This is a genomic window from Pantoea eucrina, from assembly GCF_001691555.1.
Classification (GTDB): domain Bacteria; phylum Pseudomonadota; class Gammaproteobacteria; order Enterobacterales; family Enterobacteriaceae; genus Pantoea; species Pantoea borealis.
The window spans coordinates 1842654-1864183 of the sequence record NZ_MAYN01000008.1 but is presented as its reverse complement, the minus strand read 5'-3'; the positions used below and the strand labels follow the sequence as shown (position 1 = coordinate 1864183).

Annotated in this window: 19 protein-coding genes and 3 tRNA genes; 11 read left to right on the top strand and 11 right to left on the bottom strand. The window is 58.3% G+C overall.

All coding sequences use genetic code 11. The features are described 5' to 3' along the window. The first annotated feature begins 18 nt into the window (after positions 1–18). The 7 genes from tolA (at position 19) to BBA90_RS14850 (ending at position 4662) form a co-directional block, all read left to right on the top strand. Positions 19–1374, top strand: coding sequence for a cell envelope integrity protein TolA (gene tolA, locus BBA90_RS14880; RefSeq protein WP_065649836.1), 1356 nt, complete (start codon positions 19–21; stop codon positions 1372–1374). Between the two features lie 117 nt (positions 1375–1491). Then, positions 1492–2787 (top strand): Tol-Pal system beta propeller repeat protein TolB, encoded by a 1296-nt coding sequence (gene tolB / locus BBA90_RS14875; protein ID WP_065649835.1) that lies wholly within the window; start codon positions 1492–1494, stop codon positions 2785–2787. Positions 2788–2854: 67 nt separating this feature from the next. Continuing rightward, complete coding sequence (gene pal / locus BBA90_RS14870) at positions 2855–3382, top strand: peptidoglycan-associated lipoprotein Pal (protein ID WP_065649834.1); 528 nt, start codon at positions 2855–2857, stop codon at positions 3380–3382. Positions 3383–3391: 9 nt separating this feature from the next. After that, positions 3392–4186 carry a cell division protein CpoB gene (gene cpoB / locus BBA90_RS14865; protein WP_065649833.1) on the top strand — a complete coding sequence of 265 codons (795 nt, stop codon included), beginning with the start codon at positions 3392–3394 and terminating at the stop codon, positions 4184–4186. A gap of 166 nt (positions 4187–4352) precedes the next feature. Then, positions 4353–4428, top strand: a tRNA-Lys gene (locus BBA90_RS14860). Positions 4429–4478: 50 nt separating this feature from the next. Next, positions 4479–4554 (top strand) — tRNA-Lys (locus BBA90_RS14855). 32 nt (positions 4555–4586) lie between these two features. Next, positions 4587–4662, top strand: a tRNA-Lys gene (locus BBA90_RS14850). A gap of 342 nt (positions 4663–5004) precedes the next feature. Here BBA90_RS14850 and BBA90_RS14845 read toward each other — a convergent pair. Next, positions 5005–6486: an AlkA N-terminal domain-containing protein gene (locus BBA90_RS14845; protein WP_065649832.1), complete on the bottom strand. Its 1482-nt coding sequence runs from the start codon at positions 6484–6486 to the stop codon at positions 5005–5007. Positions 6487–6645: 159 nt separating this feature from the next. Between BBA90_RS14845 and BBA90_RS14840 the strand changes: the two genes are divergently transcribed. After that, positions 6646–7149 (top strand): methylated-DNA--[protein]-cysteine S-methyltransferase, encoded by a 504-nt coding sequence (locus BBA90_RS14840; protein WP_065649831.1) that lies wholly within the window; start codon positions 6646–6648, stop codon positions 7147–7149. Positions 7150–7312: 163 nt separating this feature from the next. Beyond that, the gene (gene pnuC, locus BBA90_RS14835; RefSeq protein ID WP_065649830.1) at positions 7313–8032 is read left to right on the top strand and encodes a nicotinamide riboside transporter PnuC; all 720 of its coding nucleotides are present in this window, start codon (positions 7313–7315) and stop codon (positions 8030–8032) included. Here pnuC and zitB read toward each other — a convergent pair. The 4 genes from zitB to BBA90_RS14815 all read right to left on the bottom strand — a co-directional run bounded on the left by zitB (position 8029) and on the right by BBA90_RS14815 (position 13062). Further along, entirely contained in the window at positions 8029–8988 is a 960-nt protein-coding gene (gene zitB, locus BBA90_RS14830) for a CDF family zinc transporter ZitB (protein ID WP_065649829.1), read from the bottom strand. The genes pnuC and zitB overlap by 4 nt on opposite strands. Further along, positions 8963–12037 carry an ATP-binding protein gene (locus BBA90_RS14825; protein WP_240484893.1) on the bottom strand — a complete coding sequence of 1025 codons (3075 nt, stop codon included), beginning with the start codon at positions 12035–12037 and terminating at the stop codon, positions 8963–8965. Before BBA90_RS14825 ends, zitB begins: the two co-directional genes overlap by 26 nt. Then, positions 12019–12603: a response regulator transcription factor gene (locus BBA90_RS14820; RefSeq protein ID WP_065649828.1), complete on the bottom strand. Its 585-nt coding sequence runs from the start codon at positions 12601–12603 to the stop codon at positions 12019–12021. The genes BBA90_RS14825 and BBA90_RS14820 overlap by 19 nt, the downstream gene beginning before the upstream one ends. 105 nt (positions 12604–12708) lie before the next feature. Next, positions 12709–13062: a YbgS-like family protein gene (locus tag BBA90_RS14815; protein ID WP_084798769.1), complete on the bottom strand. Its 354-nt coding sequence runs from the start codon at positions 13060–13062 to the stop codon at positions 12709–12711. A 296-nt stretch (positions 13063–13358) separates the two neighbouring features. On the opposite strand from BBA90_RS14815, the gene aroG reads away from it, so the two are divergent. Then, positions 13359–14411, top strand: coding sequence for a 3-deoxy-7-phosphoheptulonate synthase AroG (gene aroG, locus BBA90_RS14810; protein ID WP_065649826.1), 1053 nt, complete (start codon positions 13359–13361; stop codon positions 14409–14411). 56 nt (positions 14412–14467) lie between these two features. Here aroG and gpmA read toward each other — a convergent pair whose 3' ends face one another. From gpmA to modE, 6 genes are all read right to left on the bottom strand, one after another. Beyond that, positions 14468–15220 carry a 2,3-diphosphoglycerate-dependent phosphoglycerate mutase gene (gene gpmA, locus BBA90_RS14805; protein ID WP_065649825.1) on the bottom strand — a complete coding sequence of 251 codons (753 nt, stop codon included), beginning with the start codon at positions 15218–15220 and terminating at the stop codon, positions 14468–14470. Positions 15221–15370: 150 nt separating this feature from the next. Next, on the bottom strand, positions 15371–16405 hold the full coding sequence (gene galM, locus BBA90_RS14800; protein ID WP_065649824.1) for a galactose-1-epimerase: 1035 nt from the start codon (positions 16403–16405) through the stop codon (positions 15371–15373). Beyond that, entirely contained in the window at positions 16399–17547 is a 1149-nt protein-coding gene (gene galK, locus BBA90_RS14795) for a galactokinase (protein ID WP_065649823.1), read from the bottom strand. The genes galM and galK overlap by 7 nt, the downstream gene beginning before the upstream one ends. Further along, on the bottom strand, positions 17548–18591 hold the full coding sequence (gene galT / locus BBA90_RS14790; RefSeq protein WP_065649822.1) for a galactose-1-phosphate uridylyltransferase: 1044 nt from the start codon (positions 18589–18591) through the stop codon (positions 17548–17550). Between the two features lie 252 nt (positions 18592–18843). Next, positions 18844–20328, bottom strand: a complete 1485-nt coding sequence (modF, locus tag BBA90_RS14785) for a molybdate ABC transporter ATP-binding protein ModF (RefSeq protein ID WP_065649821.1) — start codon at positions 20326–20328, stop codon at positions 18844–18846. A gap of 74 nt (positions 20329–20402) precedes the next feature. Next, a complete protein-coding gene (modE, locus tag BBA90_RS14780) occupies positions 20403–21185 on the bottom strand; it encodes a molybdenum-dependent transcriptional regulator (RefSeq protein ID WP_065649820.1) in 783 nt (260 codons plus the stop codon). 118 nt (positions 21186–21303) lie between these two features. Between modE and BBA90_RS18850 the strand changes: the two genes are divergently transcribed. Continuing rightward, the gene (locus tag BBA90_RS18850; protein ID WP_039383289.1) at positions 21304–21462 is read left to right on the top strand and encodes an AcrZ family multidrug efflux pump-associated protein; all 159 of its coding nucleotides are present in this window, start codon (positions 21304–21306) and stop codon (positions 21460–21462) included. Positions 21463–21530 lie beyond the last annotated feature (68 nt).

Below are 21530 nucleotides of genomic sequence, written 5' to 3'. Positions count from 1 at the left end.
TGTTTTTGGGAACCGAGAGTGTCGAAGGCAACCGAACAGAACCAGAAGTTGAAACGCGCAATCATCGTTTCGGTGGCGCTGCACATCGTGCTCATTGCGCTGCTGATCTGGAGCTCGTTCAACGAACATATTGAAGCGAGCGGCGGTGGCGGCGGTAGCGATATTGATGCCGTCATGGTCGATCCCGGTGCTGTGGTTGAACAATATAATCGTCAGCAAAATCAGCAGAGCGACAGCCAGCGTGCAGAACAGCAGCGGAAAAAGCAGGCGCAGCAGCAGGCAGAAGAGCTACAGCAGAAACAGGCCGCTGAGCAGCAGCGTCTGAAAGCGCTGGAAAAAGAGCGTCTGCAGGCGCAGCAGGAAGCGAAAGAGCAGGCGAAACAGCAGGCTGAGCAGCAGAAAGCGGCCGAAGCGGCTGCAAAGCAGGCTCAGGAACAGCAGAAAGCGGCTGAAGCGGCTGCTGCACAGGCGAAAGCGGATGCGAAAGCAGAAGCAGACGCGCGCGCTAAAGCAGCGGCTGAGGCGAAAGCAACCGCAGCGGCTGAAGCGAAACAGGCTGCAGCCGAGGCGAAGAAACAGGCAGAAGAGCAGGCGAAAGCCGCTGCAGCGGATGCCGCAAAAGAGAAAGCAGCCGAGCAGGCGAAAGCGGCGGCTGAAGCAAAAGCCAAAGCGCAGGCGGAAGCGAAAGCGCAGGCCGCGGCCGATGCCAAAGCCAAAGCAGCAGCAGAGGCGAAAGCCAAAGCTGCGCAGGAAGCCAAAGAGAAAGCAGCAGAAGCGGCGAAAGAAAAAGCGGCAGAAGCGGCTAAAGAGAAAGCAGCTGAGGCGGCAAAAGAGAAGGCGGCCGCTGAGGCGAAAGCGAAAGCGGACGCCGCTGCCAAAGCGAAAGCGGATGCAGCCGCTAAAGCAAAAGCTGATGCCGCGGCGAAAGCCAAAGCAGCAGCGGACGCGAAGAAAAAGGCGGCGGCTGAAGCCGCGCAGGGCGAAAGCGATGTTGACGATCTGCTGGGCGGCCTCTCCTCCGGTAAAAATGCGCCGAAGAGTGGCGCTGCAGCCGGCGGCGGTGGTGCAGCAGGGCAGGGCAATCAGAAGAAGGCGGGGGCATCGGGTGCCGAGGTTAACGCCTATCTGGGCCAGATCACCAGCGCCATTCAGAGCCGCTTCTATGATGCCGATCTCTATCGCGGCAAGAGCTGCGATTTACGCATCAAGCTGGCACCCGATGGGCTGCTGATTGATGTGAAATCGGAAGGGGGCGATCCGGCACTCTGTCAGGCTGCTATTGCCGCCGCGAAGCAGGCGCGTATACCTAAGCCGCCTTCGCAGGCGGTGTATGAAGTGTTTAAAAACGCACCAATGCGTTTCAGGCCGCAATAATGCAGTAACGTACGGCAGGTTGAACTAAGGTTAGCTTGCCGTATTCTATAAAATACTCGTGTTTTTTCAGGAACTGTGCGAATTATCGTGAACTCAGGTTCAGGTAAGGGAGATAAGATGAAGCAGGCACTTCGTGTAACCTTAGGTTTTTTTGTACTGCTGTGGGCCGCCATGCTGCACGCAGAAGTACGCATTGAAATTACGCAGGGCGTTAATACTGCCCGTCCAATTGGTGTAGTACCGTTTAAATGGGCCGGACCTGGTGCGGCGCCGGAAGATGTCGGCGGCATTGTGGCAGCTGACGTGCGTAACAGCGGTAAATTCAATCCGCTGGATCGCTCACGTCTGCCACAGCAGCCCGGCAGCGCGCAGGAAGTTCAGCCCGCCGTCTGGAGCGCGCTGGGCATTGATGCCGTGGTCGTCGGCCAGGTCTCGCCTAACGCCGATGGCAGCTATCAGGTTGCCTATCAGCTGGTTGACACCGGTGGTGCGCCGGGCAGCGTGCTGGCACAAAACTCCTTCAAAGTGACGAAGCAGTGGCTGCGCTATGCGGCGCATACTGCCAGTGATGAAGTGTTTGAGAAGCTGACCGGCATTAAAGGTGCGTTCCGCACCCGTATTGCTTATGTTGTGCAGACTAACGGCGGTCAGTTCCCGTATGAGCTGCGCGTGTCTGATTACGACGGTTACAATCAGTTTGTGGTACACCGTTCACCGCAGCCGCTGATGTCACCGGCCTGGTCACCGGACGGCAGCAAGCTGGCATACGTTACCTTTGAGAGCGGCAAGTCAGCGCTGGTGATCCAGACGCTGGCGAATGGCGCTATTCGTCAGGTTGCCTCTTTCCCGCGTCACAACGGTGCGCCATCCTTTTCACCGGATGGATCTAAGCTGGCTTTCGCCCTCTCTAAAACGGGCAGCCTGAATCTTTATGTGATGGACCTGGGCTCAGGCCAGATCCGCCAGGTAACGGACGGCCGCTATAACAGCACTGAGCCAACCTGGTTCCCGGATAGCCAGACGCTGGCGTATACCTCGGATCAGGCGGGTGCACCGCAGATTTATAAAGTCGGTGTTAACGGCGGCGCGCCACAACGCATTACCTGGGAAGGCAAACAGAACCAGGATGCGGATGTGTCGACCGACGGTAAAACCATGGTGATGATCAGCAGCGCCGGTGGCGCGCAGCACGTCGCCAAACAGGATCTGGAAACGGGAGCCGTTCAAACGTTAACGGACACGTTCCTGGATGAAACGCCAAGTCTGGCACCAAACGGCACCATGGTTATCTACAGCTCTACTCAGGGGATGGGATCCGTGCTGCAGCTGGTTTCAACTGACGGGCGTTTCAAAGCGCGTCTTCCGGCAACTGATGGACAGGTAAAATCACCTGCCTGGTCGCCGTATCTGTGATGCATCACTCCCTTGCCTCTCAGGCGGGGGAGCCAATGTATGGCAAACAAAATAATAGGATAAAGAAATGCAACTGAACAAAATGCTGAAGGGTTTGATGCTGGCTCTGCCAGTAATTGCAGTCGCTGCCTGTAGCTCACACAAAAACAACAACAACGATCAGTCCGGTATGGGTACTGATGGTGCGTATGGTGCGGGCTCTGGCGCTGGCATGAACGGCGGCAACATGTCTTCTGACGAGCAGGCGCGTCTGCAGATGCAGCAGCTGCAGCAGAACAACATCGTTTACTTCGGTCTGGACAAGTATGACGTGCAGTCTGACTACGCTCAGATGCTGGATCAGCACGCAGCTTTCCTGCGCGGCAACCCGTCTTACAAAGTGACTATCGAAGGTCACGCGGATGAGCGCGGCACGCCAGAGTACAACATCGCCCTGGGCGAACGTCGTGCTAACGCAGTGAAAATGTATCTGCAGGGCAAAGGCGTCTCTGCCGATCAGATGTCTATCGTATCTTACGGTAAAGAGAAACCAGCCGTACTGGGCCATGACGAATCAGCATATGCTAAAAACCGTCGTGCCGTACTGGTTTACTAAGAGAATCACATGATTAGTAACTTCAGACTATCCCTTGCGGGTCTGTCGTTACTGGTTGGCGTAGCGGCCCCCTGGGCCGCTAATGCCCAGGCGTCAATCAGTAGCGTTGGCTCAGGCTCGGTCGAAGACCGTGTCACCACTCTTGAACGTATCTCCAATGCCCAGGCACAGCTGCTGCAGCAGCTGCAGCAGCAGATGAGCGATAACCAGAGCGATATCGACTCCCTGCGCGGGCAGATCCAGCAGAACAGCTATCAGCTTAACCAGGCGGTTGAGCGCCAGAAGCAGCTTTATCAGCAGCTCGATACGCTAAGCAGCAGCCAATCCGCTGCACAGAGCGGCGGTAACGCGGATGCTGCCAGCGCCGGTGCCGCCGCGGGAAACGCTGATGCGGGTGGCAGTAATACAGCTGCTGCACCCGCACAAACCGGCGATGCAAACACCGATTACAACGCTGCCGTCGCGCTGATTCTGGAGAAGAAGCAGTACGATCAGGCTATCTCTGCGCTGCAGGCATGGGTGAAGAAATATCCTGACTCTACCTATCAGCCCAATGCTAATTACTGGCTGGGGCAGCTGCATTACAATAAGGGCAAGAAGGATGATGCCGCTTATTATTTCGCCACGGTAGTAAAGAACTACCCTAAATCACCGAAAGCGGCGGAAGCGCTGTTTAAGGTTGGCGTGATCATGCAGGATAAAAAAGACACGGCAAAAGCCAAAGCGGTTTATCAGCAGGTGATCAAGCAGTTCCCAAATAGTGAATCAGCAAAACAGGCGCAAAAACGGCTGGCCGGATTGTAATGTGTACAAAAAAGACCAGATTTCGTCTGATTTCTGGTCTTGCCGCCTGAAAGGTAAGCAGTTGAGTCATTTGCGGGAAAATAAGGGTTGCGCCCTCCCGCTAAATCAGTAATATATGCCGCCGTTGCCGGGACATATGTAAAGACGTATCGGCAGCGCTGAAGATGGGTCGTTAGCTCAGTTGGTAGAGCAGTTGACTTTTAATCAATTGGTCGCAGGTTCGAATCCTGCACGACCCACCATCTCAACCACAGGTTCAGACGGGTTCTTCAGTTAGCTTCACAACCTTGATGGGTCGTTAGCTCAGTTGGTAGAGCAGTTGACTTTTAATCAATTGGTCGCAGGTTCGAATCCTGCACGACCCACCATCAAGTTTAAAGTTGTAAGCCGCTTCCACAGCGGGTCGTTAGCTCAGTTGGTAGAGCAGTTGACTTTTAATCAATTGGTCGCAGGTTCGAATCCTGCACGACCCACCAGATTCAGAAAAAAGCGCCCAACGGGCGCTTTTTTCGTTTTCCGCAGTACGGTAATGCCCCCCACAGACGCGCATTAATACACCAGGGTCGCATTAATGCGACCCCTACGGGTATGGGGAGCGGTAATGCATTGACGGAATATGCCCATCCATACGTAGGGGCGCCATTTATGGCGTCCTGGCCGCGTATAACCCCCCGATGGTTAATGAACGCGTCAGGGTCGCATTAACACGCCAGGGTCGCATTAATGCGACCCCTACGGGTATGAGGAGCGGTAATGCGTTTGCGTTGACGGAATATGCCCATCTATCCGCAGGGGCGCCATTTATGGCGCCCTGGCCGCTACCGTGCCGGCTTTTTCCGGGGGGCTTTTTCGGGCATCAGACTTTTCCAGATATGCTGCACGGCATAGCTGCGCCACGGACGCCATACCTGTGACAGCTGCTCTGCCTCCCTGGCCGTCACGCCGCCGAGATTGTTCCGGATAGCGATATCCTCTTTTGGAAAGGCGTCAGGCCAGCGCAGCGCCCGCATGGCGATATAGCTGGCGGTCCATGGTCCGACCCCCTTCAGCGCCAGCAGCTGCTGCTGTACGGTATCCGGTGGCAGGGAGCCGTTAAAGCGCAGCGCGCCGCTGGCGCAGGCATGAGCCAGCGCGATAATCGCATTTGAACGGGCGCTGACGATGCCCAGCACGGCAATATCATCGACCGTCGCCGCTGCCAGCGTGGCCGCATCCGGAGATAAGCGGGAGAGCGCCGGCCAGGGCGTCACCAGCGGCTCGCCAAACCGCTCTGTCAGACGACTGCTGAGCGTTACAGCCGCTTTAACCGTAACCTGCTGGCCAAGGATGGCGCGTACGCTCAGTTCAAACGCATCGAACGCACCGGGCACGCGCAGGCCCGGATGACGGGCCAGACTCTCTGCCAGCAGCGGATCGCGGCTCAGCAGATCGCTGACCGCCTGCGGCTGGGCATCCAGGTCAAACAGATCGCGCAGCCGGCGCAGCAGGGCAGGCAGTACCGGCGTCAGTGAGGTGGTGAACTCAACCTGCAGCGCATGCTTATCGGGCAGGGCGCTGACGCGCACCCAGCCGCGACACCCGCCCAGCGCCACGGTACGGTGATAAGCGCCATCGGCCACCCATTCAGCCTGCTTCATGACGTGCGCTTCAAGAAACTCCAGCATCGCCGCCCAGTCATAGGGGGGACGATAGCTCAGCTGCAGGGTCGCACTTTGCTGCGGCAGGGCAGCGCCCTCCGGCTGACTCTGCCTGCGCAGCGCAGAAGGCGTCATGCGATAGCGCGCCTGAAACACGTCATTAAAGCGACGCAGGCTGCGAAAGCCGCTGGCGTAAGCGATCTCCGTTACGGGCAGCGCGGTTTCGGTCAGCAGCTGTTTGGCGAGCAACATACGCCGCGTCTGACGCAGCTCCAGCGGCGAAACGCCCAGCTCCTGCTGAATAACGCGTCGCAGCTGTCGTTCACTCAGAAAGAACTCACCGGCAATCTCAGCCAGCGAGGTCTGCTCTTCCAGCATGCCCTCTTCAACGCGCCGGATCAGGCGGTCGGCAATGCGGTGATGGTTATCAAGCGGTGCACATCCCGGTGCCAGCTCCGGGCGGCAGCGCAGACACGGACGAAAGCGCGCCTTTTCCGCCGCCTCAGCGTTATTAAAAAAGCGGCAGTTTTTCAGCAGCGGTTTGCGCACCGGGCAGACGGGACGACAGTAAATACCGGTTGAGGTCACGCCCACATAGAGCAGCCCGTCAAAGCGACTGTCGCGTGACGTCAGCGCCTGGTAAGCAATTTCGGGATCCAGCATCGTTTTCTCCGGTAAATAAAGGGCATCATGGCGCAGTCCGGTGGCTGAAACACGCTGCTTTCGGACAGCTAATCAGTTTATGTGCCTGTCCGAAAACAGCCAGTTTGCGGCGTGATTAATGCAATAATAGTCGGGAGTGATCCACTGCGGAGGTCTGTTATGTACCATACAAAAACCATTGTGACACCGGTCGGCGAGCTGACGCTGATTGCCAGCGATAAAGGGCTGGCAGCCGTGCTGTGGGAAAATGAAGGATCGCAGCGCGTGCCGCTGACGCCGCTGTCGCGTAATGACCAGCATCCGGTGCTGTGCGAGGCTGAACGCCAGCTGCAGGAATATTTTGCCGGCACACGGCAGTGTTTTACCCTGAACTACGACACCCTGGGCACACCGTTTCAGAAAAAGGTATGGGCAGCTCTGCTGACTATCCCGTTTGGAGAAACGCGCAGCTACCGGCAGATAGCCGAGCAGATTGGCCATCCCAAAGCCGTACGCGCGGTGGGCGCTGCCAACGGCAAAAATCCGCTCTCTATTATGGCCCCCTGTCATCGTGTTATTGGCAGCAACGGCAAACTTACCGGCTTTGCCGGTGGTCTGCCGGTTAAAGCGTTTTTACTGGAGCTGGAGCTGGCCGGCAAAAAACCGGATGCGCCGCTTGTTTAGTATAAAAAACTCAATGGCCATTTATTGTTCTTTGTAGTATTTTTCTGGCATCTGTTGTTAATTAAATAAAACACAGGTGCAGCGATGTGATTTCGTGCAGCGCCGCAGTCAATCAACCCTGGTTTTTACTCTGCATCGCGCATTTCAGGCACAGGAGCCCGTAATGGACATTTTCAGCACGCAAAATATCCTGGTACATATCCCCTTTGGCGTGGGAGGGTACGATCTCTCATGGATAGAAGCGATCGGCACACTGGCCGGGCTGCTCTGCATCTGGCTGGCCAGCCTGGAAAAAATCAGCAACTACCTGTTTGGTCTGATCAACGTCACGCTGTTTGCGGTGATTTTCTTTCAAATCCAGCTCTACGCCAGCCTGCTGCTGCAGCTCTTTTTCTTTGCTGCCAATCTTTATGGCTGGTACGCCTGGAGCCGGCAAACCAGTGATCATGAGCGCGCGTTAAAAATTCGCTGGCTGTCGCTGCCGAAAGCGCTGGGATGGGGGGCCGCCTGCGTTATCGCAATTGCGCTGATGACGCGCTATATCGATGTGGTGTTTGGTTTCCTCACCCGCAGCGCGGTGCAGATCATGCAGGGAATGGGCCTGCAGGTCAGCATGCCGCAGCTGCAGCCTGACGCCTTTCCCTTCTGGGATGCCTGCATGATGGTGCTTTCCATCGTAGCGATGATTCTGATGACGCGTAAATATGTCGAAAACTGGCTGCTGTGGGTGGTCATCAACGTAATAAGCGTGATGATTTTTGCCCGTCAGGGGGTGTATGCGATGTCGCTGGAGTACGCCATTCTTACGCTGATTGCGCTGAACGGCTCGCGTATGTGGATACAGAGCGCACGCGAGCAGGGCTCACGTGCGCTGGCGGGTTAGTGATGATGATGCGCGTGCCCGTCCAGCACCGCATGATGATCGTCATCAGCCGCGTGTTCTGATCCGAGCGCGCAGTCGGGCCCGCTGCACGCCTGATACTCCATCTGTACCGTGGCATGTTCAATCTGATAGTGCTGATGCAGATAGTGATGGATTTTGTGCAGCAGGCCGTCGTGATCGTACGGCGGCACCACCTGAACATGCAGCGTGAGCACCGGCTTCTCACCTACCTGCCACAGATGGATATGGTGAACGTTACGCACCTCATCAATATTCAGCTTCAGCTCGCGCGCCAGCTTATCAATATTGATATTCACCGGCGCGCCCTCCAGCAGCTCATGCAGGCTCTCGCGCAGCAGCGCCCAGGCGCTGCGTACTACCAGTATGGAAACCAGCAGGGAAAGGATCGGATCGATAGGCGTCCAGCCGGTGAGCATAACGATAACCGCTGCGGCAATAGCGCCTACAGAGCCAAGCAGGTCTCCCAGAACGTGCAGCGCGGCGGCGCGCACGTTGAGATTTTTCTCGTCGCTGCCACGGTGCAGCAGCCAGAATGAAAGCAGGTTAGCAAACAGCCCGGCGATAGCGATGCCGAGCATCAGGCCACCCTCGATCGGCTGCGGATGAGTAAAGCGGCGGATCGCCTCCCAGACAATCAGCACGGTAATCACCAGCAGCGCAATCGCGTTCACAAACGCGGCCAGCGTGGTCAGACGCAGCAGGCCAAAGGTATGCCGCGCATTGGGTTTACGGCGCGCAAACTGCACCGCCAGCAGCGCCATCAGCAGGGCGGCGGCATCGGTCAGCATATGTCCGGCGTCGGCCAGCAGCGCCAGGGAACCTGAAAGAAGGCCGCCGATCACTTCGGCCAGCATAAACAGTGCCGTGACGCCAAACGCCGCCGCCAGGCGGGTGCGATTAGCATTGTGGTCACCGTGAGAGTGAGAATGTGCCATAGCGTTCCAGTTGGTTAAGTAGCTTGTTGGTTAATAATATCAGCAAATTGAGTGTATCAGGACGGGGCTGCTGCTGTTTCGCGGCGTCAATCAGCTGCTGACACTCTCCGGCAGCCTCTTCTATGCCGAGCATCAGCCAGCTGCCTTTCAGACGATGGGCGGCTTTTTCAACGGCAGGCCAGTCGTGCTGACCGCTGGCCTGCAGCAGCGCATCGCGATCCTGCGTGACGGCGCGCTGCAGTGTCTCACAGACGCGTGGCAACCAGCTGGCGTCGTGCTGAGCCAGCTGCTGCAGCGTTGCCGGCAGCTGCGCCAGCGGATCGGGCTGCGCCTGCGCCAGCAGCGCGGCCAGCGCCTGCAGCGTAACCGGTTTCACCAGCTGCGCCTCATGCGCCTGCAGCGGCAGGCGTAAACGCTGCACGTCGGCGGAACAGATAACGCGCAGGGCAGGGCGCGGCCGTTGTCGCTGGCGGCGGCGCAGAATGCGCAGCAGCGTCAGACCGTCGGGATGCGGCATCATCTGATCGATAAACAGCACATCAAACGGCTGCCGGGCATCGGCAAGCAGCAGGGCGCGTCCCGCATCAAAGGTGTCAGCCTGGACGCCAAACGCAGCCAGCTGCTGCTGCAGCACCAGCAGATTAGTCGGATGATCGTCAACAATCGCCACCCGCAGCTGCGGGTAACGCGGCCAGACCGGATCGTCGCCGGCATCCGGGATGTCGCAGGGCGTGAGCGGCAGCGTCACGCTGACGCGCGTGCCCTGGCCCGGCGCAGAGCGCAGCTGCAGCGTACCGCCCATACGCTGTATAATTTCCCGGCAGATAAAGAGTCCCAGCCCGCTGCCCTGTACCGCATGACGCCGGCCAGACGGCGCCTGATACCACGGTTCAAACAGGTGGGCCTGCTCGCTGAGCGGAATACCGCTGCCGCTGTCCGATACAACAAGCGTGATCTTTTCCTGTACCGCCAGCGTAAGGCTGATCTCGCCTTCACGGGTAAACTTCAGCGCATTGGCTACCAGGTTATTAATAACCTGCTGCAGGCGATCGCCGTCCAGCAGTACGCTCGCGGGCAGCGGCGTCAGGGCCGTTACGCGCAGCTGCGGGCCGTCAGCACGCATCAGCGGATGGTAGAACTGCTGCTGCTGCTGCAGCCAGCGGGACAGATTAAGCGGGCGCGGCGTCAGGCGAAAACTCTGATTCTCAATCCGCGCATGATCCTGCAAGTCGTTCAGCAACGTCATCAAAGAGCGGGCGCTGCTGTGCATCAGCGCCATTCGCGCGGGCACATGCTGCTGCTGTTCCAGCTCCAGCAGGCCAAGGATCGCCTGCATTGGCGTGCGCAACTCATGACTGACGGTCGCGAGAAACTGGCTTTTAGCCGCACTGGCGCGCTCCGCTTCCGCACGCTGCCGTCGTTCACGCCGCTGCTGCAGCACATGACGCAGCTGCAGCAGCAGCAGCGCCGTCATCATCAGCGCTGCCGCAAACAGCACCAGTTTCGGTATGCTGCGCATCATCATCGTGCTGCCGGGCTGCGGCGGCTGGGCCCAGCTTGCGCGCATCTGGTTCAGCGTTTCTGGTGGTATCTGCTGCAGCGCGCGATCGAGTAAGGCGCGCAGCTGCGGCTGCTGCGGCGCCACCCGGGGCGCCATCGGCCAGGCGATATCGCTGGCGGCAAAGGCCAGGCGCAGCGCGGTGTCATCGCGGCTGGCCAGATGCCAGCGTGCAGAGATGACATTATCCACCAGCGCATCAATCTGTCCGCTGCCCAGCGCCTGCCAGAGCCGGGTTCGATCGTCAAACCACTGGGGCGTAATGCCCGCAGGCAGCAGCTGACGGGCCAGATCGCCGCGCAGCACGCCAAGACGTTTACCCTGCAGTGAGGACCAGTCGGCAGGCGCAAGCGGCATCCGGCTGTAAACACCCCAGATAGCACGCCATACCGGAAGCGTGGTGGAGGCTGCATCAGGCGTATCCAGCGGCTCCAGCAGAGTAAGCATTACCGTCTGCTGTGCCAGCAGCGCCTGCGCCTGCTGCGGATTAGCAACCCAGCGCGGCGTGAAGCGGATGCCGGTGCTCTGGCTCAGCGCATTAAGCAGATCGATACCGAAACCGCGTGCGTTACCGCTGGCGTCACGGTAACTCCAGGGTGCATTATCCGGCGCAGCGGCGTAGGTGACAACGGGATGCTCCGCCAGCCACTGCTGCTCTGCCTGACTCAGCATCAGCGTCTGCGTATCCTGATAGCGCGGCAGCGGCGGGCTCCAGCGCTGTGCAACCTGGCGGCTGAACTCCGCCGGCAGCAGACGAAGCTGGGTATCGATCCACGTTGTCAGCGCCGGATCGCGGGCGATCGTGCGCAGCGTCAGTACCGCGTCCGGATCGGCGGTGATCTGGTAGATCTCTCCCTGCTGCAGCTGGCTGAGCAGGAAGTTAGCACTGGCTTCATCGGCGACCAGATAATCACTCTGTTGATTGAGCAGGGCGTAGAGCGCCTGCAAATTACCAGCCAGCGGATGCCAGCGGTGGCGTGCTGCCAGCGCGGGCGGCAGCTGCGTCAGCGTGCTGCCGGCAATCGTCAGCTGAGCATTGTCGCTGTTAAACATCACCGCGCGCTGATTCTCACGATTGCGGTAAATACGCAGCGGCGTGCTGAACCAGCTGGTGCTGAGCGAGGCGCCGGCAGGCAGCGGCGTGCTTTCGGTGGTCAGGGCCAGGTCAACCTCGCCGCGCTTCAGCGCCAGCAGCTGCGCTGTCCGGTCAGGGTAGCCCTGCAGCTGAAACCGCACGCCGCTTTGCTGGCTGAGGGCGCTGAGATAGTCAGCATCAATCCCCCACAGGCGATCGCCGATGCGCATTGACCAGGGCGCGCTATTCTGCACCGGCACCGCCACGCGCAGCTGCGCGGCCGGCGGTGGCGCAGCATGAGGTGCGGGCATCACTGCAGGCAGCATGACGCTGCTGGCGGGCAGCAGTTCAGCGCGCACGCTGGCTGCCAGCAGCAGACACAACAGCCAGAGCCACTTCACTGTTGCGCTTTCCACAGCTCAGCCAGCTCAACTACTGAGGTCACGCCTGTTTTGGCCATGATATTTTTTTTATGCGTGCTGACGGTTTTATTACTGATATGCAGCTGTTCACCAATCTGCAGGTTAGAGAGACCCCGCACCAGCAGCGCCACAATCTGCTGCTCTTTCTCCGTCAGCGGCAGGTCCAGCCGCTCCGGCAGCGGCGGAAAAGCCTGCTGCCCTCCCAGTACCGCGAGGATGGCACTGAGCAGCTGGGCCATGCTCTGGCTTTTCACCACATAGCCTGCCGCTCCCAGCGAGGCTGCGCTCAGCAAGGTATGGCGGCTCTGCTGGGCAGAGTAAATCAGCACCGGGCGCTGTGCATCACGCGCGCGCAGGCGGCGCAGCAGCTCCAGACCATCGCAATCCGGCAGGCCGATATCAAGAATGATCACGTCAATAGCGTGCTGCTGCAGGCAGGTGCGCGCCTGAAATTCATCCGCGGCTGCATAGAGCTGCAGAGGGATAGGGGCGTGCTGGCAGGCAGCCTGAAGCGCGACTTCGACCAGCGGGTGATCGTCAATAAGCAGTAGGGTAGCCATGACACCGTTCCTGTGAATTTCATGGCGGTTAGCATAGCGGAAAAGCGTGGCCGGAAAAAATAAAGGGCGAGCCTGCGCTCGCCCTGATTACCGCAGAGACATCCCTTACTGGGTAGTGCCGTCGGTTTTGGTATTTACATTGTCGCTACCCGACTGGGTTTCGACTTTTTTGTTCATGTCCGGGCAGCGGCCATCTTTACACATGGTGTTTTTATGCATCTCTTTTGCAGACATATCGCCTGACTCAGTGCCTGACATTGCTGCGCCGTTGGTATTGGTGTTGCCGGTGTTGATATCGTTGTTATCAACATTGTGCGGAGGCAGATTCTGTTTTGCGCCGCCTGCTGTTGCACCCGCTTCAGCTGATGCGTTGGCCTGTCCATTGTTGCTTGCAGCCATCGCTGCACCGCTACCCAGAGTCATTGCTGCCGTCAGAAAAACAATTGCAAACTTATTCATCATTATGCTCCTGTAATAAATGGATAGTTGCCGTTTGACACCCACGGGTGCTGTGTGACGAAAAAAGCGGGCCGTAACGAAATTAAATTTCGTCAGGAGTGTTCGGCGTAAAAAAATATAGTGTAAGCGACTCGTTCCTCAGTGCTTACGTTTAAAAAGCTTAGTCGATGGCTGTATAAATGCAAATAAGACAAAAGCATTTTCATGACGCTCTTAATTTACTCATGGCGGCTGAAGGGATAGATTGAACAGGTTACGTCCGGCGCACGCAGGACAAAAATCTGAATGGAATAAGTATGGATTACCAGAACGACGATTTACGTATCAAAGAGATCAAAGAGTTACTTCCCCCGGTTGCGCTGCTGGAAAAATATCCGGCAACGGAGAATGCGGCGGCGACCGTATCGCAGGCGCGTCAGGCCATTCACCGGATCCTGCATGGCCAGGATGATCGCCTGCTGGTGGTTATCGGGCCCTGTTCAATTCACGACACGGCAGCGGCGAAAGAGTACGCTGCCCGCCTGCTGACGCTGCGCGATGAGCTGAGCGGTGAGCTGGAAGTGGTGATGCGCGTCTATTTTGAAAAGCCGCGCACCACGGTAGGCTGGAAAGGGCTGATCAACGATCCTCACATGGACGGCAGCTTTCAGATTAATGAGGGGCTGCGCCTGGCACGTAAGCTGCTGGTAGATATCAATGATACCGGGCTGCCGGCTGCCGGTGAATTCCTGGATATGATCACGCCGCAATATATGGCCGATCTCATGAGCTGGGGCGCCATCGGTGCACGTACCACTGAATCACAGGTGCATCGCGAGCTCTCTTCCGGTCTCTCCTGTCCGGTAGGGTTTAAAAATGGCACCGACGGCACGATCAAAGTCGCTATTGACGCCATCGGCGCCGCCAGCGCGCCGCACTGCTTCCTGTCAGTGACCAAATATGGCCACTCGGCCATTGTTGAGACGCGCGGCAACGAAGACTGCCACATCATCCTGCGCGGCGGCAGAGAGCCAAACTACAGCGCTGAACACGTTGCGGCAGTGAAGAGCGGTCTGGAAAAAGCGGGTCTCCGTCCGCAGGTAATGATCGATTTCAGCCATGCCAACAGCAGCAAGCAGTTCCAGCGGCAGATGGTAGTGGCGGAAGACGTGGCACAGCAAATCGCCGGCGGCGAGCAGGCGATTACCGGTGTGATGATTGAGAGCCATCTGGTTGAGGGTAATCAGAGCCTGGAGAGCGGAAAACCGCTGGTGTATGGTCAGAGTGTGACCGATGCCTGTATTGGCTGGGAAGATACGGAAAAAGCGCTGCGTCAGCTGGCGCAGGCGATCCGGACCCGCCGCGGCTGAGAGTGACGCATAAAAAAGGCCAGACGGATGTCTGGCCTTTTGATGACTGCGATCGTTTACTTCGCTTTACCCTGGTTTGCCACGGCCGCGGCTTTCGCTGCGATCTCGTCGGCATCACCCAGATAGTAGTGTTTGATAGGCTTGAAGTTTTCATCGAACTCATACACCAGCGGCACGCCGGTCGGGATGTTCAGCTCGAGGATCTCATCTTCGCTCATGTTATCGAGATATTTTACCAGTGCGCGCAGCGAGTTACCGTGTGCGGCGATGATAACTTTCTCACCGCTTTTGATACGCGGCAGAATGGTCTCGTTCCAGTAAGGGATGACGCGATCAATGGTCAGCGCCAGGCTTTCGGTCGTTGGCAGCTGTGCATCGGTCAGTGATTTATAACGTGCATCATGGCCAGGGAAACGCTCATCGTTGCGATCCAGTTCTGGCGGAGTAATGGCAAAACCACGACGCCACTGTTTAACCTGATCATCGCCATATTTAGCCGCGGTTTCTGCTTTATCCAGCCCCTGCAGTGCGCCGTAATGACGCTCATTCAGACGCCAGGTTTTCTCTACCGGCAGCCAGGCCTGATCCAGTTCATCCAGCACGTTCCACAGGGTGTGGATGGCACGTTTCAGCACGGAGGTATAGGCGAAATCGAACACGAAGCCCTCTTTCTTCAGCAGCTGACCCGCCGCTTTTGCTTCGGTGCGACCTTTATCAGAGAGATCCACATCATACCATCCGGTGAAGCGGTTTTCCTGATTCCACTGGCTTTCGCCGTGACGGACCAGAACCAGCTTAGTTACGGCCATAGCTTTACTCCTTAATGCTTAAGTAGATTAGTAATGAACCCGGCTGCGGCCGCCTGAAGCGGCGGCACACTGATAGCGCCATACCATAACGGAAAACGGCGCACGGCGTAAGTCTGTCGCATACGCAGTGCGCGTTTTTCAGCCGTCGTCTCAGTGTGCCGTAAAGCGATACCGCGTCTCTGAGCGCCAGATGTCACCGGGTTGCAGCCAGCAATCGGGCTGCGGCCACTCGCTATGGTTAGGCGAATCGGGTAAAAATTCACTCTCCAGCGCAATGCCCTGGAAAGCAGTATAGCTCTCCTGCTCGCGGGCGCGCGTTCCCGCCAGGTAGTTGCCGGTATAGAACTGCAGCGCAGGTGCCGTGGTAAACACGCTGAGCTGCAGCGCGCCGTCAGCGGACCAGAGTCCGGCGGCACACTGCGTGATGTCACCTTTAGCGTTCAGCAAAAATGCGTGATCGTAGCCTTTGACTGCCTGCTGATCGGCATCGGCCAGAAACTCATCCGCCACGCGTTTAGGCTGGCGGAAGTCGAAGCTGGTTGCCGCAACGGCTTTCAGCGGCGCATCAGGAATGCCCTCGCTGTCTACCGGCAGGTAATGGTCTGCCTGCAGTTGTAACCGATGCTGGCGGGCGTCACCATGATGCGCATCAAGGTTAAAGTAGGCGTGGTTGGTCAGGTTGACCGGACAGGCGCAATCGGTTTCTGCCTGATAGCGGATCGCCAGCGTATTATCTTCCGTCAACTCATACGTTACCGAGGCGATAAGATTACCCGGATAGCCCTGATCGCCCTCTGGTGAGTCGAGCCGGTAGTGCACGCTGCTGTCGCTCTGACTGACAATCTGCCAGCGGCGTTTATCAAACCCCTCCGGTCCGCCGTGCAGCTGATGCGGCCCCTGATTTGCAGCCAGCTTCAGCGAAAGCGTCTTCAGCTCAGCCTGTGCGATACGGTTGGCATAGCGGCCAATCGTGGCGCCGAGATAGGCATCCTGATGCAGATAATCTGACGGGGTGGCGCAGCCCAGCAGCGCTTCCCGCACGCTGCCATCCTGCATCGGCACGCGCGCCGAAAGCCAGGTGGCACCCCAGTCCATAAAGGTGGCGACCATGCCGTTACGGTTGCGCAGCACCGTTATGCGCCACGGCTGTCCGTCTGGCGCATGAGAGTTGACGTCGCTTACCATTGACCCGCTCCTTCTGACGCTTTACAGACGTAGAAGGTCTCTTTGATACCGGTCTGCGCTTCATATTTTTCTGCCACCGCCGCTCTGACCTGATCCACCCGATCTGCCGGCATCAGCGCCACGATGCAGCCGCCAAAGCCGCCGCCGGTCATGCGCACGCCGCCGTGCGGGCCCACTTCCTGTTTGACAATCGCCACCAGCTGATCGATTGCCGGCACGGTGATTTCAAAATCGTCACGCATAGAGGCGTGTGAGGCCGCCATCAGCTCGCCCATACGCTCAAGATCGCCTTTGCTCAGCGCGTCGGCTGCTTCCAGCGTACGGGCGTTTTCGGTAATAACGTGGCGCACGCGCTTCGCCACCAGCTTATCCAGCTCATGTGCCCGTGCTTCAAACTCCTCCAGCGTGACGTCGCGCAGCGCCGGTTTGTTGAAGAAGCGCGCGCCGGTTTCACACTGCTCGCGACGGGTATTATATTCACTGCCCACCAGTGAGCGGCGGAAGTTGCTGTTGATAATAACCACGGCGACATTATCCGGCATTGGCACCGCCCGGGTCGCCAGGGTACGGCAGTCGAGCAGCATGGCGTGATCCCGTTTGCCCAGCGCCGAAATAAGCTGATCCATAATGCCGCAGTTACAGCCGACAAACTGGTTCTCCGCCTCCTGGCCGTTAACCGCAATCGCCGCGCCATCCAGATCCAGCTGCCACAGTTCGCGGAACACGGTGCCGACGGCGACTTCCAGTGAGGCTGAAGAGCTGAGACCGGCACCCTGCGGCACGTTGCCGCTGATAACCATATCCACGCCGCCGAGGCCGGCGTCACGCTGCTGCAGATGCTTCACCACGCCGCGCACATAGTTGGCCCACATAGGCTCCTTTACGGGTTCAATCGGCGCATCCAGCGAGAAGCTATCCTGCTGGTTGTCATAATCCATGGCGATCACCCGTACCTGGCGATCGTCGCGGCGTGCGCAGGCGATCACCGTCTGATAATCGATAGCGCACGGCAGCACGAAACCATCGTTGTAGTCAGTGTGTTCGCCAATCAGGTTTACGCGGCCCGGTGCCTGAATGGTGTGGGTGGCGGCATAGCCAAAGGTGTCAGCGAACAGCTGCCGGGTAGTCGATTTCAAAGACATTTATTGCGCCTCACGAAAATGGATATCGCTGACAGAGCGCAGACGTTCTGCTGCCTGCTCCGCCGTTAAATCACGTTGGGTTTCAGCCAGCATCTCGTAGCCGACCATAAATTTACGCACCGTTGCCGAGCGCAGCAGCGGTGGATAGAAATGCGCATGCAGCTGCCAGTGATCGCCGGTCTCTTCGGTAAACGGCGCGCCGTGCCAGCCCATTGAGTAGGGGAATGAGCACTGAAACAGGTTGTCATAACGGCTGGTCAGCAGCTTAAGCGCGCGCGCCAGGTCGCTGCTCTGCTCAGCGCTGAGTTCGGTCAGGCGTTTGACGTGCGTTTTGGGCAGCAGCAGGGTTTCAAACGGCCAGGCGGCCCACCACGGCACCACGGCGATCCAGTGCGCCGTCTCCACGACGGTACGGCTGCCGTCCTGCTGCTCGCGTGCCGCGTAATCCAGCAGCAGCGGCGTGCCTTTTTCGGCAAAGTAACGCCGCTGGTTATCATCCTCTTTCTGCGCTTCATTCGGCAGAAAGCTGTTGGCCCAGATCTGACCGTGCGGATGCGGATTAGAGCAGCCCATGGCCGCGCCTTTGTTCTCAAAAACCTGCACCCACGGATAGTGCTGACCCAGCTCCGCGCTCTGCTGCTGCCAGGTCGCTACAATCGCTTCAAGGTTGCTCAGCGACAGCTCCGGCAGCGTTTTGCTGTGATCGGGCGAAAAGCAAATCACCCGGCTGGTGCCGCGGGCACTTTCACAGCGCATCAGCAGATCGTCGCTCTGCGGCGCATCCGGGGTCTCCTCCATCAGCGCAGCAAAGTCGTTGGTAAAGACGTAAGTGTTGGTGTAATCAGGATTTTTATCGCCGGTGATACGGGTATTGCCCGCGCACAGGAAGCAGTCGGGATCGTGCGCCGGCAGCGTCTCACGTGCCGGCGTCTCCTGGGCACCCTGCCACGGGCGTTTCGCCCGGTGTGGTGACACCAGGATCCACTGATCGGTTAACGGGTTATAGCGGCGATGCGGATGATCCACCGGATTAAATTTTTGCATAACTTGTCCTGGTAACGGCAAACAGTAAACGTTTTCTGCGCTCAAACTAGCATAGGCCCGCCGGCAAAAGCGTGATCAAGTCTGGATAAATGGTATCGTTTACACAAGTCGCTTATTCTTAATTTTGCGGCCTGTAATACGCTTCAATTTAAATTTAGCACAGATTAGTGGTAGCGGTTACATTGACAGACGCTGCTGCCGATCGCTGGTCAGGCAGGATCGGCAGCCCGGCGTAAGCGGGGCAGAATGCGGTCAGGTCTGCGGCGTGCGCAGCGCCTCCTGCTGATAACGGTAACCCTCCGGGGTTTTGATAAAGCTGAGGCGATGGGTAATGCAGCGTGGGGCATCTTCAGCATGGTGCGAGACGAACAGCAGCTGGGTGCGGCCTTCACCAATCAGTACATCCGTAAAGCGGCGTACCAGCTGACGGTTAATCGGATCCAGCCCCTGCAGCGGCTCATCCAGTATCAGCAGGGCGGGGTGCTTAACCAGCGCACGCGCAATCAGCACCAGCCGCTGCTGCCCCCAGGAGAGGCTGTGAAAAGGGGCATCTGCCAGCGCGTTATCCATCCCCAGCAGCGCCAGCCACTGGCGCGCCAGCGCTTTCTGACGCTCTGAAACGGCCTGATAAAGACCAATGGAGTCAAAAAAGCCAGAGAGCACCACGGTGCGCACGCTACAGCTCACCCGGTAGTCAAGGTGCAGGCTGCTGCTGACGTAGCCAATATGCTGTTTGATATCCCAGATGGTTTCACCGCTGCCGCGCCGGATACCAAACAGCGTTAAGTCGTTGCTGTAGCCCTGGGGGTGATCGCCGGTCACCAGGCTAAGCAGCGTGGATTTGCCGGCGCCGTTCGGCCCGGTAATCTGCCAGTGTTCGCCAGCGCTGACCTGCCAGCTGAGGTTATCGATAATGGGGCAATCGTCATAGGCGACCCGGCCATGCCGCAGCAGCACGCGCGGGGTATCCATGGCCAGCGCCGGCAGCAAATCGGGACGATCTGCCTCCGGCAGCGCCATGCCCTGCAGCCGTTCGCTGTGCGCCAGCTGGGCCACCAGCGCTTCCGCCAGCAGCGTCTTGCGGTCACCGGCGTGGGTCAGGGTGCACTCTGCCAGCACACCCGCCTGCTGAATAAAATCGGGGATATCCTCAAACCGGTTCAGCACCAGCACCAGCGTATAGCCCTGCGTATGCAGCTGCAGCAGCAGCGCGGTGAGGCTGGCGCGCGACGCAACATCCAGTCCGTCAAACGGCTCATCAAGGATCAGCAGATCCGGTTCTGTCATCAGCGCCTGACAAAGCAGGGTTTTGCGGGTTTCACCGGTAGAGAGATATTTAAAGCGGCGATCCAGCAAATCCTGAATACCAAACTGCTGCGCCAGCGCGCGACAGCGCGCCTGATCGCTGATTTCCGTCTGGACGATCTCTGCGACGGTGCGGCCGGTATCCTCTTCCCCTTCGCTGAGCATATCCGTGTTATTTCGTTCCCACTCTTCACTCACCAGCTGCTGCAGCTGCTCAAATGAGAGGCGGATGGGTCGACGAAAATCGCTGCTGAAGTGGCCTTTCCCGGCGCTAAGTTCGCCTGCCAGCACCCGGGCCAGTGCAGATTTACCGCTGCCGTTAGCGCCCACAAAGGCCCAGCTCTCACCGCGCTGAACGGTTAGCGCGTCAATGCTGAGCGCACGATGGTGACTAAGATGAAATGTGCCTTGCGAAATCTGCAATAAAGACATGATCTGTTCCGGTTTGTGCATCGTTGTTACTGTTGTAACGGCCGCTGCAGCGGAAGTCAATCGGTGCAGAATAGTCAGATCAGCGTCGCTATGATCGCCTGTTCAGCGCTAAAGCAGGCGGTCACCCTGTCACCCGGCTGCAGCTTTTGTTGCGCCAGCTGTGCTGCGCTCAGCGTGGCACACAGCGTTTCACCCCCGCTCAGCGTCAGCAGCACCTCGCTCATCTCTTCGCCCTGTTCAATCGTGCTGACCTGGGCGGATAACGCATTATCGCCGGATTCGTCGTCGTCACTGAGCCGGATCCACGGTGCCTTGATCAGCACCAGCACTTCTTTGCCGGGCACAAGCTGCAGCCGCTGCGCGCTGCGCGCGGTCAGCGCCACGTTAACCGGCGTTACGCCATCGGCCAGTACCACCTCAATATGCTGCTGCACCGGCCGGTCGTCACGACGGCGCACGGTAGCAAACAGCTGATTACGCGCGCTGGTCTGCAGCGAGAAGCGCGCAATCGCAGCCAGCAGGCTGTCCAGCGGCAGGTTATCCTGCTGCAGGGCATCAAACGCTTTCTGCTGGATCTGGGCCAGCAGATCGTACAGCTGGATCAGCCGCGCACCATAGCGCGTCAGACGGGCGCCGCCGCCGCCTTTGCCGCCGGTGGCGCGCTCAACCAGCGTCTCATCCGCCAGCTGGTTCATCGCATTGATGGCGTCCCAGGCGCTTTTATAACTGATACCCGCCAGCCGGGCGCCCTGGCTGATTGATCCGGTTTCGGCAATCTGTCGCAGCAGTTCAATACGGCGCGGATCGGCAAACAGTTTCTGCTGAAGACGAATATGAAGTGAGAGATCGGCCTGCATGTCAGCTCCTTTAGTCGGAAGCGGGTAGTGTACGGCGTAAAGTAAAAGCACGAAAAGGGCAGTGCCTTTTTTTCCTCTGCCGCTACAATCACTTTTTTAAATTCTGCGTGAGGTTTCCATGCTGGAACTGATAAAAAGCCTGGCCGTCGCGGTCATCATGGTGCCGATTGTGATGGCGATTATGCTGGGTCTGATTTACGGCCTGGGAGAAGTGTTTAACATTATCTCCAAATTTGGCCGTCGCAATGACCGCCCGGCGAAAAGCTCACAGCACTGATTGACCCGCCCGCACCCTGCGGGCGTTTTTTTATCAATTTCCGCTCTCTCCTGCCGATACTCCTTCTG